General features: G+C 57.6%; 15 protein-coding genes. 7 read left to right on the plus strand and 8 right to left on the minus strand.

Annotation, left to right across the window (positions count from 1 at the left end; genetic code table 11):
- Positions 1-41: 41 nt before the first annotated feature.
- Positions 42-2,390, minus strand: a complete 2,349-nt coding sequence (gene parC, locus ACR0JG_RS02490) for a DNA topoisomerase IV subunit A (RefSeq protein ID WP_480567444.1) — start codon at positions 2,388-2,390, stop codon at positions 42-44.
- A gap of 200 nt (positions 2,391-2,590) precedes the next feature.
- On the opposite strand from parC, the gene ACR0JG_RS02495 reads away from it, so the two are divergent.
- The 6 genes from ACR0JG_RS02495 (at position 2,591) to ACR0JG_RS02520 (ending at position 6,834) form a co-directional block, all read left to right on the plus strand.
- Positions 2,591-3,208 (plus strand): SH3 domain-containing protein, encoded by a 618-nt coding sequence (locus tag ACR0JG_RS02495; protein ID WP_480563282.1) that lies wholly within the window; start codon positions 2,591-2,593, stop codon positions 3,206-3,208.
- A gap of 69 nt (positions 3,209-3,277) precedes the next feature.
- Complete coding sequence (locus ACR0JG_RS02500; protein ID WP_170609723.1) at positions 3,278-4,105, plus strand: SDR family NAD(P)-dependent oxidoreductase; 828 nt, start codon at positions 3,278-3,280, stop codon at positions 4,103-4,105.
- A gap of 79 nt (positions 4,106-4,184) precedes the next feature.
- Positions 4,185-4,385: a twin transmembrane helix small protein gene (locus ACR0JG_RS02505; protein WP_170392587.1), complete on the plus strand. Its 201-nt coding sequence runs from the start codon at positions 4,185-4,187 to the stop codon at positions 4,383-4,385.
- A gap of 3 nt (positions 4,386-4,388) precedes the next feature.
- Positions 4,389-4,961 (plus strand): cob(I)yrinic acid a,c-diamide adenosyltransferase, encoded by a 573-nt coding sequence (locus ACR0JG_RS02510; RefSeq protein WP_170425243.1) that lies wholly within the window; start codon positions 4,389-4,391, stop codon positions 4,959-4,961.
- A 185-nt stretch (positions 4,962-5,146) separates the two neighbouring features.
- On the plus strand, positions 5,147-5,905 hold the full coding sequence (locus tag ACR0JG_RS02515; RefSeq protein ID WP_170392589.1) for an electron transfer flavoprotein subunit beta/FixA family protein: 759 nt from the start codon (positions 5,147-5,149) through the stop codon (positions 5,903-5,905).
- Positions 5,905-6,834 (plus strand): electron transfer flavoprotein subunit alpha/FixB family protein, encoded by a 930-nt coding sequence (locus ACR0JG_RS02520; protein WP_170392590.1) that lies wholly within the window; start codon positions 5,905-5,907, stop codon positions 6,832-6,834. Before ACR0JG_RS02515 ends, ACR0JG_RS02520 begins: the two co-directional genes overlap by 1 nt.
- Before the next feature lie 63 nt (positions 6,835-6,897).
- Here ACR0JG_RS02520 and ACR0JG_RS02525 read toward each other — a convergent pair whose 3' ends face one another.
- Positions 6,898-7,716: a DUF6473 family protein gene (locus ACR0JG_RS02525; RefSeq protein WP_480567445.1), complete on the minus strand. Its 819-nt coding sequence runs from the start codon at positions 7,714-7,716 to the stop codon at positions 6,898-6,900.
- A 163-nt stretch (positions 7,717-7,879) separates the two neighbouring features.
- Here ACR0JG_RS02525 and ACR0JG_RS02530 point away from each other — a divergent pair, with 163 nt between their 5' ends.
- On the plus strand, positions 7,880-8,755 hold the full coding sequence (locus ACR0JG_RS02530; protein ID WP_170392931.1) for a 3-hydroxybutyryl-CoA dehydrogenase: 876 nt from the start codon (positions 7,880-7,882) through the stop codon (positions 8,753-8,755).
- A 79-nt stretch (positions 8,756-8,834) separates the two neighbouring features.
- Here ACR0JG_RS02530 and ACR0JG_RS02535 read toward each other — a convergent pair whose 3' ends face one another.
- The 6 genes from ACR0JG_RS02535 to ACR0JG_RS02560 are packed head-to-tail and all read right to left on the minus strand — an operon-like array spanning position 8,835 to position 13,505.
- Positions 8,835-9,734: a lysophospholipid acyltransferase family protein gene (locus ACR0JG_RS02535; RefSeq protein WP_480567446.1), complete on the minus strand. Its 900-nt coding sequence runs from the start codon at positions 9,732-9,734 to the stop codon at positions 8,835-8,837.
- A 34-nt stretch (positions 9,735-9,768) separates the two neighbouring features.
- Positions 9,769-10,038 (minus strand): HPr family phosphocarrier protein, encoded by a 270-nt coding sequence (locus ACR0JG_RS02540; protein ID WP_170392593.1) that lies wholly within the window; start codon positions 10,036-10,038, stop codon positions 9,769-9,771.
- 16 nt (positions 10,039-10,054) lie between these two features.
- Positions 10,055-10,447 carry a PTS sugar transporter subunit IIA gene (locus tag ACR0JG_RS02545; protein ID WP_170392594.1) on the minus strand — a complete coding sequence of 131 codons (393 nt, stop codon included), beginning with the start codon at positions 10,445-10,447 and terminating at the stop codon, positions 10,055-10,057.
- Positions 10,444-11,337 carry an RNase adapter RapZ gene (gene rapZ / locus ACR0JG_RS02550; protein ID WP_480567447.1) on the minus strand — a complete coding sequence of 298 codons (894 nt, stop codon included), beginning with the start codon at positions 11,335-11,337 and terminating at the stop codon, positions 10,444-10,446. Before rapZ ends, ACR0JG_RS02545 begins: the two co-directional genes overlap by 4 nt.
- Positions 11,322-11,792: an HPr kinase/phosphorylase gene (locus ACR0JG_RS02555; RefSeq protein ID WP_480567449.1), complete on the minus strand. Its 471-nt coding sequence runs from the start codon at positions 11,790-11,792 to the stop codon at positions 11,322-11,324. Before ACR0JG_RS02555 ends, rapZ begins: the two co-directional genes overlap by 16 nt.
- Positions 11,793-11,795: 3 nt before the next feature.
- The gene (locus tag ACR0JG_RS02560; RefSeq protein WP_170392597.1) at positions 11,796-13,505 is read right to left on the minus strand and encodes a sensor histidine kinase; all 1,710 of its coding nucleotides are present in this window, start codon (positions 13,503-13,505) and stop codon (positions 11,796-11,798) included.
- Positions 13,506-13,535 lie beyond the last annotated feature (30 nt).

Genomic DNA, 13,535 nt, shown 5'->3' on the forward strand with positions numbered 1-13,535 from the left:
GCCAAGCCGTATCGGCAGATTTTCACCAAGCGGACAGCATATCACGGGAACTTGTAATCCCTCGGAAAGCCATAAGGTGCTTTTTTCCCAACACCCGCACGCTTGGCCAGCCATTGGGACATATCCGCCTCGTGCCGGGTTTTGTCGCCGCCCATGGACCATTTCAGGCCCTCTTCCCAGTTGAAGGTGGTGATGTCGGATAACCCACCATCCAGTTCCAGTGTGCCCTGCCGTCCACGCGCCATGTTGTACTTCTGCAAGCGGACACCCTTACCACGGGTCATCTCGGGCAGCTCCTCTGTCGGGAAGACTAGGAATTTCCCGTTCTGCGAGACAACAGCAACATGATCGCCCTCAACCGGCTTACAGATCATCGCCGTCTCGTCTCCTTTGACGTTCAGCACCTGTTTGCCATTCCGGGTCTGCGCCAGAACGTCATCTTCCGGCACCATAAAGCCGTTGCCAGCATCTGAGGCCACAAGCAGCTTGCGCCTCGGTTTGTGGATCAGGATGTCGATAATCTGCGCCTCGTTCGGCAGGTCGACCATCAGACGTAGCGGTTCGCCCATGCCACGCCCGCCGGGCAGGTTAGCGGCGCTGACGGTATAGAATCGGCCATTTGACGCAAAGACCAGCAGGCGGTCCGTAGTTTCCGCGTGGAAAATGAAACGCGGGCCGTCACCATCTTTGAACTTCAACTCGCGCTTCAGATCGATATGGCCGGTCATTGCCCTGATCCAACCCATCTGAGAGCAGACGACCGTGATCGGTTCCTTGTCGATCATCGCCTCAAGCGGCACTTCCTCGACCTGACCTGCCTCGGCAAATTGGGTCCGGCGCGCGCCGCCTTCATAGTCTTTGCCGAAGGTCTTCTTGGTCTCTTTGAGTTGCTCAGCGATCTTGGCCCATTGCAGGGCGGGATCAGCCAGCAGGTCTTCGAGATTGGCGCGTTCCAGCATCAGTTCGTCACGTTCGCGTACCAGTTCCATCTCTTCCAGACGGCGCAAGCTGCGCAGGCGCATGTTGAGGATCGCATCGACCTGCACCTCGGACAGTTCGCCCTCACCCGGCTTCGGCGAGACGTAATCGGACTCATCGGTTGCGCGGACGTGATCGATGCCCCAGTCCTCGCGCATCAGCGCGGCCTTGGGGTCGTCGTCGTAGCGGATGATATCGATCACCCGGTCGAGGTTCAGGAAGGCGACGATAAAGCCCTCCAATACCTCAAGGCGGTGGTCGATCTTGGCCATGCGGTGACGCGACCGCCTGATCAGCACCTCTTGCCGGTGATCAAGGAACGCGCGCAGCACTTCCTTCATCGAGCAGACCTTAGGCGTCACCCCGTCGATCAGCACGTTCATGTTGAGGCTGAAGCGCACCTCAAGGTCCGAGTTGCGATAGAGCATGCCCATCAGCACCTCGGGGTCCACATTCTTAGAGCGTGGTTCAAGGATCAGGCGGATGTCATCAGCGGATTCGTCGCGGACATCGGCAAGGATCGGGATCTTCTTGGTCTGGATCAGTTCCGCGATCTTTTCGATCAGCTTGGATTTCTGAACCTGATAGGGAATCTCGGTGACGATGATCTGCCACTGGCCACGCCCCAGATCTTCAACCTCGTATTTACAGCGCAGCCGGAAGGATCCACGCCCGGTGCGGTAGGCCTGCGCGATATTTTCGGGCGGCTCGACAATGACGCCGCCGGTCGGAAAATCCGGGCCGGGAACATAATTCAATAGCGTATCGTCACGCGCATCCGGCGTCTTGATCAGATGCAGACAAGCGTCGCACAGCTCGGAAATATTATGCGGCGGGATATTAGTCGCCATGCCCACCGCGATACCGCTGGCGCCATTGGCCAGTAGATTCGGGAACTGTGCGGGCAACACGACCGGTTCAGTCAGTGTGCCGTCATAGTTGTCGCGGAAATCGACAGCGTCTTCGTTCAACCCTTCCAACAGGGCTTCGGCCACGATGGTCATCCGCGCCTCGGTGTATCGAGAGGCCGCCGGATTATCGCCGTCGATATTGCCAAAATTCCCCTGCCCGTCGACCAGTGGATATCGGACGTTGAAGTCCTGTGCCAAGCGCGCCATTGCGTCGTAAATCGCCGCGTCGCCATGAGGGTGATAGTTACCCATCACGTCGCCAGAGATTTTCGCTGACTTACGGAAACCGCCCGTCGCACTGAGTCGCAACTCGCGCATCGCGTAGAGGATTCGCCGGTGAACCGGCTTCAATCCATCGCGCGCATCTGGCAAAGCGCGGTGCATGATGGTGGAAAGCGCGTAGGTCAGGTAGCGCTCGCCAATTGCGCGGCGCAGCGGCTCGGCTACCTCGCCCCCATTGTCAGGGGTCTCCATATTGGGGTCGTCGATCGTATCGTTCATACATGATGTGATACGACGCAAGCGCGCGCGGGTAAAGCAATCGGCGCATATTTTGCTGGGGACAAGTCGGGCTTTTTGCAACAGGGGGAGGCAAGTATCGGATTTCCCCCGCTTTTCGACTCGAAGCTGAATCTATGGTAGGCTTTCGAACATTAAGACTGCTGCCTTTTATTGATGTTACGATTGCCAGGGGGTGCGCCATGAAGCGTGTTATTGTTATCACTTTCGCCATGCTCGGCTGGAGCTTCTATGTGATGAGCGGGGGCCCGGATTTCGAACCGCGCGGCACCCGCACCGAGCAACCGGTTCGCGTTGCCTCTGTGCCAGAACATGAGCCTGCATCCGACCACGCACCTCGGGCTGAAGACCTTGTGACCAACGTTGCCGCGCGCATTGTACAGGCGCGCGCTCAGCCCGAGCCACAAGTAGAGGAGGATGCCGCAGTCGTTCTGTCACAAGTCACCAACGATCCGCTGTCTCAGTTCTCTGCATTTGACGAGAACGGCGTCAGCTTTACTCTGGCTTCGCTTGAAGACGGAGCCGCCGGACTGTTGCAGGTCGAGGCCGAGGTGCAGGATGACATCACACCTGTGAATCAGGTCATCGAGCCCGAGAAAGATATCCGCGAAATCTCGGGCACGCGGGTCAATATGCGCGATGGGCCCGGAACGATTTACCCCATCATCGCCAAAGCCAAACTTGGCCAGCGCGTTGAGGTTCTCAGCGATTCCGGCACCGGCTGGCTGCGGTTGCGGTTATACCCTGATCAGCGGGTGGGTTGGATTTCTGCCTCACTGGTTCGGAAACCAACAAACTGACGCAACTGTGTCATTGTCCTGACCTAAAGCTCGCCATAGCTATGGGCGAAATACACAGGCGGGGGCAATATGCAGAAATCAATTCTGATCACAGGCTGCTCATCCGGGATCGGTCTGGACGCGGCGCACGGGATGCGCGCGCGCGGTTGGCGCGTTTTTGCCTCATGCCGTCAACAGCGTGACTGTGATCGGCTACGGGCACAGGGTTTCGACAGCCCGCTGATCGACTATACCGATTCCGATAGCATTACCTCAGGCCTGCAGCAGGTTTTGGACGCGACCGGTGGCACGCTGGATGCGTTGTTCAACAATGGCGCTCACGGCCTTCCCGGCGCGGTTGAAGATGTCCCAATCGAAGGGCTTCGCCTAATTTTCGAGACCAACGTATTTGGCTGGCACGAACTGACCCGGCAAGTGATTCCCGTGATGCGGGCTCAGGGCCATGGGCGCATCGTGCAGAACTCATCAGTGTTGGGACTGGTCGCGTTCCCCTGGCGCGGAGCATACGTCGCTACCAAATACGCCATCGAAGGCCTGACCGACACCTTGCGCCTAGAGCTACGAGACACCGACATCAAGGTCATCCTGATCGAACCAGGCCCGGTCACCTCGAAGATCCGTGTGAACGCGATCCCTGTCTTCGAACGCTTTATTGACTGGAAAAGCTCAGCCCTGCGACAGAGATACGAGGAAACGCTGCTGAAACGCCTCTACGAATCCTCCGGACCTGACAAGTTCGAACTGCCCGCCTCGGCTGTTACCGCCAAATTGGCCCATGCGGTTGAATCCAAGCGCCCACGTCCGCGATACTATGTGACGACGCCCACCTATATCGCCGGATATCTGCGCCGTATTCTGCCTACCCGGGCCATTGATCGCATCCTCTCGGACATATGAGGCGAAATTACCTGTTCGCTTTTGCCGCTATCAACGCTAGATGACGGCTCAACAACTGAACAAACACGGACGGTGAGCTATGGACCTGACGATGGTCATACTGCTTCTGGCCATGGCGGCGGTCGTCGTCGTGCTAGTGATGGGCATTGCCAATTTTGGAAAACCCGGCAAAGAAGCCGCGCTGAAAAGCAACAAGCTGATGCGCCTGCGTATCCTGTTTCAGTTCATTGCGGTGCTGCTGATCGTACTTTACGTCTATCTGCGTGGGCAGGGAGGGTAAGGCATGGTCGTTCTCAACAAGATTTACACGCGCACCGGCGATGACGGGAAAACCGCTCTGGGCAATGGTGAGCGCGTTGCCAAATATTCCGGGCGTGTCGCGGCCTATGGCACTGTGGATGAGCTTAATTCCTTTGTCGGCGTGGCACGGACCGAAGCAGACGGAGAAGTCGAAGCCGCCTTGTCCCGTATCCAGAATGACCTGTTTGATCTGGGTGCCGATTTCTGCCGCCCCGACATGGATAAGGATGCCGAGGCCGACTACCCGCCCCTGCGTATCGTTTCCGCTCAGATCGACCGGCTTGAAGCCGAGATCGATGCGATGAATGAAGCGCTCCAGCCCTTGCGCAGTTTCATCCTACCCGGTGGCTCACGTTTGGCCGCGCATCTGCATGTGTGCAGAACAGTTTCGCGCCGGGCCGAGCGGTTGGCGGTTGAGCTGACAAACATGGAACCGGTCAATGAGGTGGCTGTCAAATACCTCAACCGCCTGAGCGATTGGTTCTTTGTCGCCGCGCGCTGTGCCAACAACGGCGGGCACGATGATGTGCTCTGGATTCCCGGTGCAAACCGGTGATCGCGCCTGCCGTCGGGAAACTAAATTTCGTTTCTGGTCCAAAAAATGACAAAACGCGACGTCTCGAAACCATGACGTGACGATTTTGCTCTGTTGCGAGGCATCACGACTCGCTATCTAGGCCAGCGAGAGCATTGGTGGAGTCGCTGCGCGGCTTGCCGTTTTTGTAAGGAGCATACGCAAAAATGAAGGTACTTGTGCCTGTCAAGCGCGTGATTGACTACAACGTGAAAGTTCGTGTGAAAGCGGACGGCAGCGGAGTTGATCTCGCCAATGTAAAAATGTCGATGAACCCCTTCGACGAGATTGCCGTGGAAGAGGCGATCCGCCTGAAAGAGGCGGGCAAGGCCGATGAGGTTGTTGCCGTTTCGATCGGTGTGAAACAGTCGCAGGAAACCCTGCGGACCGCACTGGCCATGGGCGCCGACCGTGCCATTCTGGTTGTCGCGGCGGATGACGTGCATCAGGACATCGAACCGCTTGCCGTTGCCAAGATCCTCGCCAAAGTGGTCGAAGAAGAGCAGCCGGGCATCGTTCTGGCGGGCAAGCAGGCGATCGACAATGACATGAACGCCACCGGTCAGATGCTGTCAGCCCTGCTGGGCTGGAGCCAAGGCACTTTCGCGTCCGAACTGGACATCGAAGGCGACACTGCCAAGATCACCCGTGAGGTGGATGGCGGTTTGCAGACCATCTCCGTCAAGATGCCAACCATCGTGACCGTCGACCTGCGCCTGAACGAGCCGCGCTATGCGTCGCTGCCGAACATCATGAAGGCGAAGAAAAAGCCGCTGGATGAAAAAACCGCCGCCGATTATGGCGTCGACGTCACTCCGCGTCTGGAAGTCGTCAAGACCGAAGAGCCGCCGGCACGTGCTGCTGGTATCATCGTGGGCTCGGTTGATGAGCTGGTCGAGAAACTCAAAGAAGCGGGGGCTGTGTAATGGCTGTTCTTCTTCTCGCAGAGGTTAACAATGGTGAGCTGTCGGTTGACGCCACAGCCAAGACCGTTGCCGCTGTCAAATCGCTGGGTGAAATCACCGTTCTGGCCGCAGGTGGTTCTGCCGCTGCTGCTGGTGAGGCCGCTGCCAAGATCGATGGCGTATCCAAGGTTCTGGTCGCTGAAGACGCCTCGCTGGGTCATCGCCTGGCGGAATCGACCGCAGCCCTGATCGTGGGGCTGGCCGATGGGTACGAGCATATCGTTGCCCCTGCTACCACCGACGCCAAGAACGTGATGCCGCGCGTTGCAGCTCTGCTGGACGTGATGGTGATCTCGGACGCGTCCGGCGTGGTCGATGCCACCACTTTCGAGCGTCCGATCTATGCCGGTAACGCGATCCAGACCGTGAAATCGAACGACGCCAAGAAAGTCGTGACCATCCGGACCGCCAGCTTCGATGCGGCGGGCGAAGGTGGTTCGGCGGCGGTCGAGACCATCTCGGTCGGCGAAAACCCCGGCCTGTCGTCGTGGGTCGAGGACAAGGTTGCTGAAAGCGACCGTCCTGAACTGACTTCGGCTGGTGTTGTTGTTTCGGGTGGCCGTGGTGTTGGCTCGGAAGACGACTTCAAACTGATCGAAGGCCTGGCCGATAAGCTGGGAGCCGCCGTTGGTGCCTCACGCGCCGCAGTTGACTCGGGCTACGCCCCGAACGACTGGCAGGTGGGTCAGACCGGCAAGGTTGTTGCCCCTGACCTTTACGTTGCAGTCGGCATCTCGGGTGCGATCCAGCACCTGGCGGGCATGAAGGACTCCAAGGTCATCGTTGCGATCAACAAGGACGAAGAAGCGCCGATCTTCCAGGTCGCAGACTTCGGTCTGGTCGCAGACCTGTTCCAGGCCGTGCCGGAACTCACCGAAAAACTCGGCTGATTTCAGACAAAGATTTCTCGACGAAAAATCTTAGAAGGCCCGCCACTGGCGGGCCTTTGCTGTTTATACGCCCAGGTCGTTGATCACTTGGGCAAGTGAGCCAGCGATATTGCGATGTGTGGCTGGGCCGATCATATGCTCGGCAATCGGTTGTTGCAGGGTGCCAAACAACATGTCTTCAAGCTCATCGGATACGCCGGACACCTGAACCTGCAAGGACAAAATATCCGTACAATGGGGCCCCAAAGGCTCAATCATCTCGGGGTTGATTGCAAAGCCGACACCCGGTGTCGAATCCAAATCGCTTCTCTCTACTTGCAAATGCAAAAGCAGGACGGGCGGGCCTACTTCTGCAAGAAACTTGCCGAGCTTTTCGATCCAGACATTGCGCAACTCTTGTTCCACAAGTTCAATTCGGGCATCCGAGCGTGCCGACAGGCGGTTCAGCAAGTGCTGTACAAAATGGACATCCGTAAAATCTTCTTCGGGATACAGAGCAACCAGATCGGCATTTGGCGCAACGAAACGGTCATTGCGTCGTGGGTGCACCCGGTAGAATCGGTTCGATAGCCCCAGCATGCCGGGTAACTGCAGGACGCATATATCAGACCGGTTTGCGATCTCCAGTAGCCCTTTGTCCTGCGTCAACGCCTCGGCACCGCAGAACAGGCTGCCCAGATTGAGGCAGCGGCGATCCAGACGACGTTCCAACTCATTGGGAAAGGGGGTTTCTACGAAACGGCCAAAGGTCTCTTCGCCCCCCAAACATGCCACATAGGGGTTGTTCAACGCCCTTTGGGGGCCCCTGAAACGTAGTTTCGAATTTTCATATTCGCACGTCGTTTCCGCGGAATGGACCGCATTGATCGATTGATAGCTCATCACACTCACCCAAATATTCACCCGACCGCCATTTTGCCGCCGCAAGTCTTGAGAAAGTCCTAATGCGCGCATTTGAAGCGAAATTGACTGTCCCCGTCCCCTTGCCGCCCATAGGGAACTGCCGATAATGTCGCCATATTCTGCGAACAAGGGCATCGAACAAATGGACGTAAAATCAGTCGGAGTGATCGGCGCTGGACAGATGGGCAACGGGATTGCTCATGTTATGGCATTGGCAGAGTATGATGTTCTACTGAACGATGTCAGCCAGGACGCGCTAAACAGCGCTATGGCAACCATTGAAACCAACCTGGCGCGTCAAGCGTCGCGCGGCAAAATCTCGGATGATGCAGTGAAATCCGCGTTGGGTCGGATCACGACGACGCTGAATCTGCCGGATTTGGGGCAGACCGATCTTGTAATCGAAGCCGCGACCGAGCGGGAAACGGTGAAACAGGCAATCTTTGAAGACCTGTTGCCGCACCTACAGCCACATACGATCCTGACATCGAACACTTCGTCGATCTCAATTACCCGGCTGGCCAGCCGCACCGACCGGCCCGAACGTTTCATGGGATTCCACTTCATGAACCCGGTCCCTGTGATGCAGCTCGTCGAGTTGATCCGGGGCATCGCCACCGATGAAGCAACCTTTAACTCCTGTAAAGCCGTAGTGGACCGGCTTGGCAAAACCTCAGCCAGCGCCGAAGATTTTCCGGCCTTTATCGTGAATCGCATTCTGATGCCCATGATCAATGAGGCGGTTTACACATTGTATGAAGGTGTCGGGAATGTGCAGTCCATTGACCAATCGATGAAACTGGGCGCAAACCACCCTATGGGCCCATTGGAACTGGCGGACTTCATCGGCTTGGATACCTGTCTGGCGATCATGAACGTGCTGCATGACGGGCTGGCAGACACCAAGTATCGCCCCTGCCCGCTATTGACGAAATATGTCGAAGCCGGATGGCTGGGGCGCAAGACGGAACGTGGGTTTTATGATTACCGAGGCGAGGTTCCGGTACCCACACGGTAGAATCTGAGAGGGCCAGCCCTCTCTTGAGCCTTTGGCTCAATTCACTCCCGAGATATTTATGGCCAGATGAAGGGGCGGATCAGGATTTGAGCGTCTTGCCCAGCGCCATGGTGTGATCACGGAGCCATGCCATGAAACCGCGGGGGTCGCGTTCCAGCAGGTCCATGTCTTTATCCGAAATCGGGTCACCGATCACCGGCGACTGGGGCCTGTTACAGGATCGGACGATTTCGTGCAGCAGTAGGCCCTGGCGCAGGATGGGCGATATCCGGTTGGCGATTTGATACCAGCGCGAGTTGCTGCCGGGGAAGAAGATCGGCACGACCTTGGCGCCCGACCTACGGATCATCTTCGCGGTGAAGACATTCCACTCCCGCTCGATGGCTGGTCCGAACCAATCATCCGAAGACATCACAACACCTGACGGGAATAACGCGACAACGCCCCCATCTGCCAGATGTTTCATCGTCTTGCTGCGCATCTCGAGCATCTTGGCCTGCGCTTCAGGATCATGCGGGAACGGCACCGGGATCATGAATGAGGTCGCAGCTTCATCCAACCCAGTCAGGACTGAGCGGGTCAGGATGCGATAGTCACTGCGGACCCGGCCGATGAGTTCAGCGAAGATCATGCCATCAACCATGCCGTGCGGATGGTTCGCGACGACCACTACGGGGCCTTCTTTTGGGATGCGGGAGATCTGTTCGGCTGGGGTTGTCAGCTCGATACCCATGGTCTTGAGCGCACCGCCCCAGAACTTCTGACCTCGATAGCGTTCGTTCTGCTTCTCGAACTTGTTGACCATGCGCAAGATGGTCAGCTTGCCTGTGCACCATTCGATGGCGCGAATGGCCGTAGACGTCCAGGCATCGTCAAACGAGTTGGCGTAGGTCAGGGTTCTGCGGTCGTAGATTTCACCCTGATCGGTGTCGTGATCCACTACAGGACCTGTCTTGGTATCGTGCGTGGTTTCCGCCAATTGCCTTGTCTTTCCGTCCTTGGTGTCGTGGCTGTCAGAACCCTTCGCCGAACTTATCGTTCACCAATGTTTCCAAAGCCTCTGCCAACGCCTCAGCATCCGGGCCGGACGTCTCGACGTCAATAGTGCTTCCGCGCGACGCTGCCAACATCAAAAGGCCCATGATACTGTCGCCCGAGGCAGAAAGCCCGTCTCGTGACACCTCGGCGCGCGCATCAAAGCCTTCGACCACCTCGACCAGCTTGGCAGAAGCGCGGGCGTGAAGGCCCTTTTCATTGATAATTTTCAAACTCTTGGTCGTCATATGAATTTATCCGGTGTCAATCCAATGTCACATTTTGCGCATTGATGTACTTTCGTCCAGCTTCCAAAGCCAAACGCACGGCCTCGGCCAGCGGCAAGTGGCGACTTTTGGCCAGTTTGATCAGCATGGGAAGGTTGGCCCCGTAAAGGATTCGCCGGTCTTGTGGCGCACATGCGCGCAGACTCAGATTCGAGGGGCTGCCGCCGAACAGATCGGTCACCACAACGACGCCATCGCCCATATCGACCTCGTCCGCCGCGCGGCAGATTTCAACTTGTTTCGCTTCGCGATCATGGTCGGCTTCTATCGGGATGGCCACCAGTCCGGGTTGCTTTCCAACCACATGCTGCGTGGCCGCAAGATACTCCTGAGCCAACCCACCATGTGCAACAATAACGATCCCGATCACTCCGGCCTCACATTCAACGCGCGTCGTTCCATTTCGCGATGCCTAATTGCCACCTGCTGCCCCCCTTCTGCAAGGGCCTTTGCAACTGCTTCAGCCACCGCGACCGAGCGGTGCTGCCCTCCGGTGCACCCAAATGCAACTGAAAGGTGCGCTTTGCCTTCCTCACGGAAGGCCGGAAGCAGTTCGATCAGCAGGTCGACCACCCGGTCAAAGAAGACGCCATAGTTTGCATCTGATTGAACATAGGCCGCCACATCCGCGTTTCGACCATCCGCATCCCGCAGTTCAGGCCGCCAGTATGGATTGGCCAGAAACCGGCAATCGAACACCATGTCCAAACCGCGCGGCAAGCCCCGCTTGTACGAGAAGGATTCGATCGACACCGCCAGATGCCGCCCGCCCTTTGGGGCGAACCAGCGTTCGACCTCTTCCCGCAGCTGATGCACATTCAACGCGCTGGTGTCGATCAGCGTGTCGGCAAACTCGCGAATTGGGGCCAATAGTTCCTTCTCCTGACAAATGCCGGTTTCCGGGCTGGCATCAGTCGCAACCGGGTGACGGCGGCGGGTTTCCGAGAAGCGACGCAGCAGCACCTCGTCACTGCAATCCAGATAGAGGATCGTCAGGTCGACATTCTCCATCCGGCCCAGTTTGGCGGCAAGTTCGATAAACCCGGTGGTTGAAAAATCGCGGTTGCGCGCGTCGATACCCAAAGCCATTGGGCGCGCAGGCTCCGAATTGTCGACGAGGCGAGCCAGCAACCCCATCGGCAGGTTGTCAATCGCCTCGAACCCCAGATCTTCAAGCACATGAATTGCGGTCGATCGCCCTGCACCGGAAGGACCTGTTATCAGAACGACGCGCTGTTGTGCTGTCATGTATTCGGCCATTCCGGGGCTACGCGCCCCATTTTCACAAGTTGAATAAGTCCTGCAGCCAAATTGGGCACGCCAGCCCCCCGAAGCAAGGGAACAGTTTGCTTCAGCACAAGAATTTCAGTGGGTTCAGGCAGCCGCGCAGGCTCGGCTTGGTCCATATCCACAACAAATGCCAATCGGACCGGCCTCGCGGCTTCAGCTCGCAGCAACCCGATGCCGCGCGCTTCAATCAGGCCGCGGATCTGCGGAAGTCCAGCTGCCATCACGTGATCGGCCTGTCCGGTCAATTCGACCCGGTCATCAGCGACAAGCTGCGCCCCAAGCGCCATCATCTGTAGCGCCAAAGAAGATTTGCCAGTACCCGAGGCGCCAATGATCAATAAGCCTTTTTCCTGAACCGCAACACAGGTCCCATGAATGCAGGCCGACCCTTGATCCGCTATCTCAGAAAGTGGGGTGGTCCTCATAACCTAGACGGGAAGCCCGACAACAAACCGCGCACCTAGCGGGTCCGAGGTGATATCGGCCTCGGTTGGACGGATGTTTTCTGCCCAGATCACACCACCATGCGCCTCGACGATTTGTTTCGAAATCGCCAATCCAAGGCCCGAATTGTTGCCGAAATGCTCTTCGGGGCGTTCGGAGTAGAAACGCTTGAAGATCTTGGTCAGCGCCTGATCAGGAATGCCGGGACCGGTGTCTTCAACCACCACGAGCACACGGTTGTCACGACGGCGGACCCAGACCCGGATCGCGTCTTTGTCCTCGCAGAACGAAATCGCATTGGTGATCAGGTTGACAAAGACCTGCGCCAGACGCGCCTCGAGCCCGTTGACCACGATGGGGTCCGAGGGAAGGTCTGTGATATATTCGATGCCTTTCGAACGGGCATCTTCACCCAGAAACTGACTGATATTGCCAAGCAGATTGAGCAGGTCAAAGGGCTGCTCTTCTTCTTTCACCAGTTCCGCGTCCAGCCGCGATGCGTTCGAGATATCGCTGACCAGTCGATCCAATCGCCGCACATCATGCTCAATCACGCCCAATAGCTTTTCGCGCTGATCATCGCGTTTGACCATGCGCATAGTGCCCACGGCGGATTGCAGGCTGGCCAACGGGTTCTTGATCTCATGCGCGACATCGGCCGCAAATTGTTCGTTCGCGTCAATGCGGTTATAAAGCGCCGTGACCATCCCGCGCAAAGCCTGGCTCAGGCGGCCGATTTCATCCGGACGCGCACTGAGATCCGGGATGCGGATACGTCCGGGGTTCACTCCGGCTCCGCGGTCCTTGCCCATCTCGGCAGCGGCGGCCAGATCAGCAAGAGGATTGGCAATCGTTGAGGCCAAAACGAGGCTCAGACCGATCGAGACCAGCAGTGCCACCACAAACATCTGCAGGATCCGCTCTTGCTCCTTGCGGGCCAGCGCATCGATCTCGCCCGCCGGGCCGGCCATAGCAACGGCACCCACAGGCGTATCGTCCAATAGGATCGGGGCCACGGCGACAATCACCGTCTTGCCTTTATCGTCGTGCACGGCCTGTACTTGCAATCCGCCGTTCAGCGCCTGCGGGATCATTTCCTGCACCCGTTGCGCCAGCGTCGGAGCCTCGCTTTCGGAAGAACCGCTAAAGACCGCAGACACACCATTCCAAACCGCATTCAATGCGTCGCTGATCAAAGTGCTTCCAGTGGCGCTATCGGCGTCCTGATGCAAAAGGCTGGGCAATTTGTCGGCCATGGACGCCCCGCGTGTCCAACCGATCAGAGTGCCCGTGCCGTCATAAACAAAAACCTCGCCGCCTTCGGGCAAGCTGAGACCCGCTAGCGTATCACGGACATCCAATGTGCCTGCACCATTGGCAGAGGGTTGACGCAGCTGGGTTTCAAAAACGTTGCTGACAAGTTGCGCATCACCGACCAGGTTCTGCGCGGTTTGTTGAACCCGTTCTTTTCGCGTGTCGTCCAGATACAGCAGCCCTGCCACCAAAATGACAAGGGCAATGAGGTTGAAGGTGATGATCCTGCGCGCCAGGGGCGAATAGCGCATAGAAAACAGGTTTCGTCGCGAACGCTTGGCCTGTAGCTCGGCAGCATCAGGGTCTTGGGGGATGACCCAGTCATCCCCAAGAACGACGTCTGCGTCGTGCACTTGGTTGGCTTGTTCAGTATCGCGCACGAGACCCCTTCGGCTTGATAAAACGGCCGC

It is taken from the genome of Ruegeria sp. AD5 (assembly GCF_056542345.1).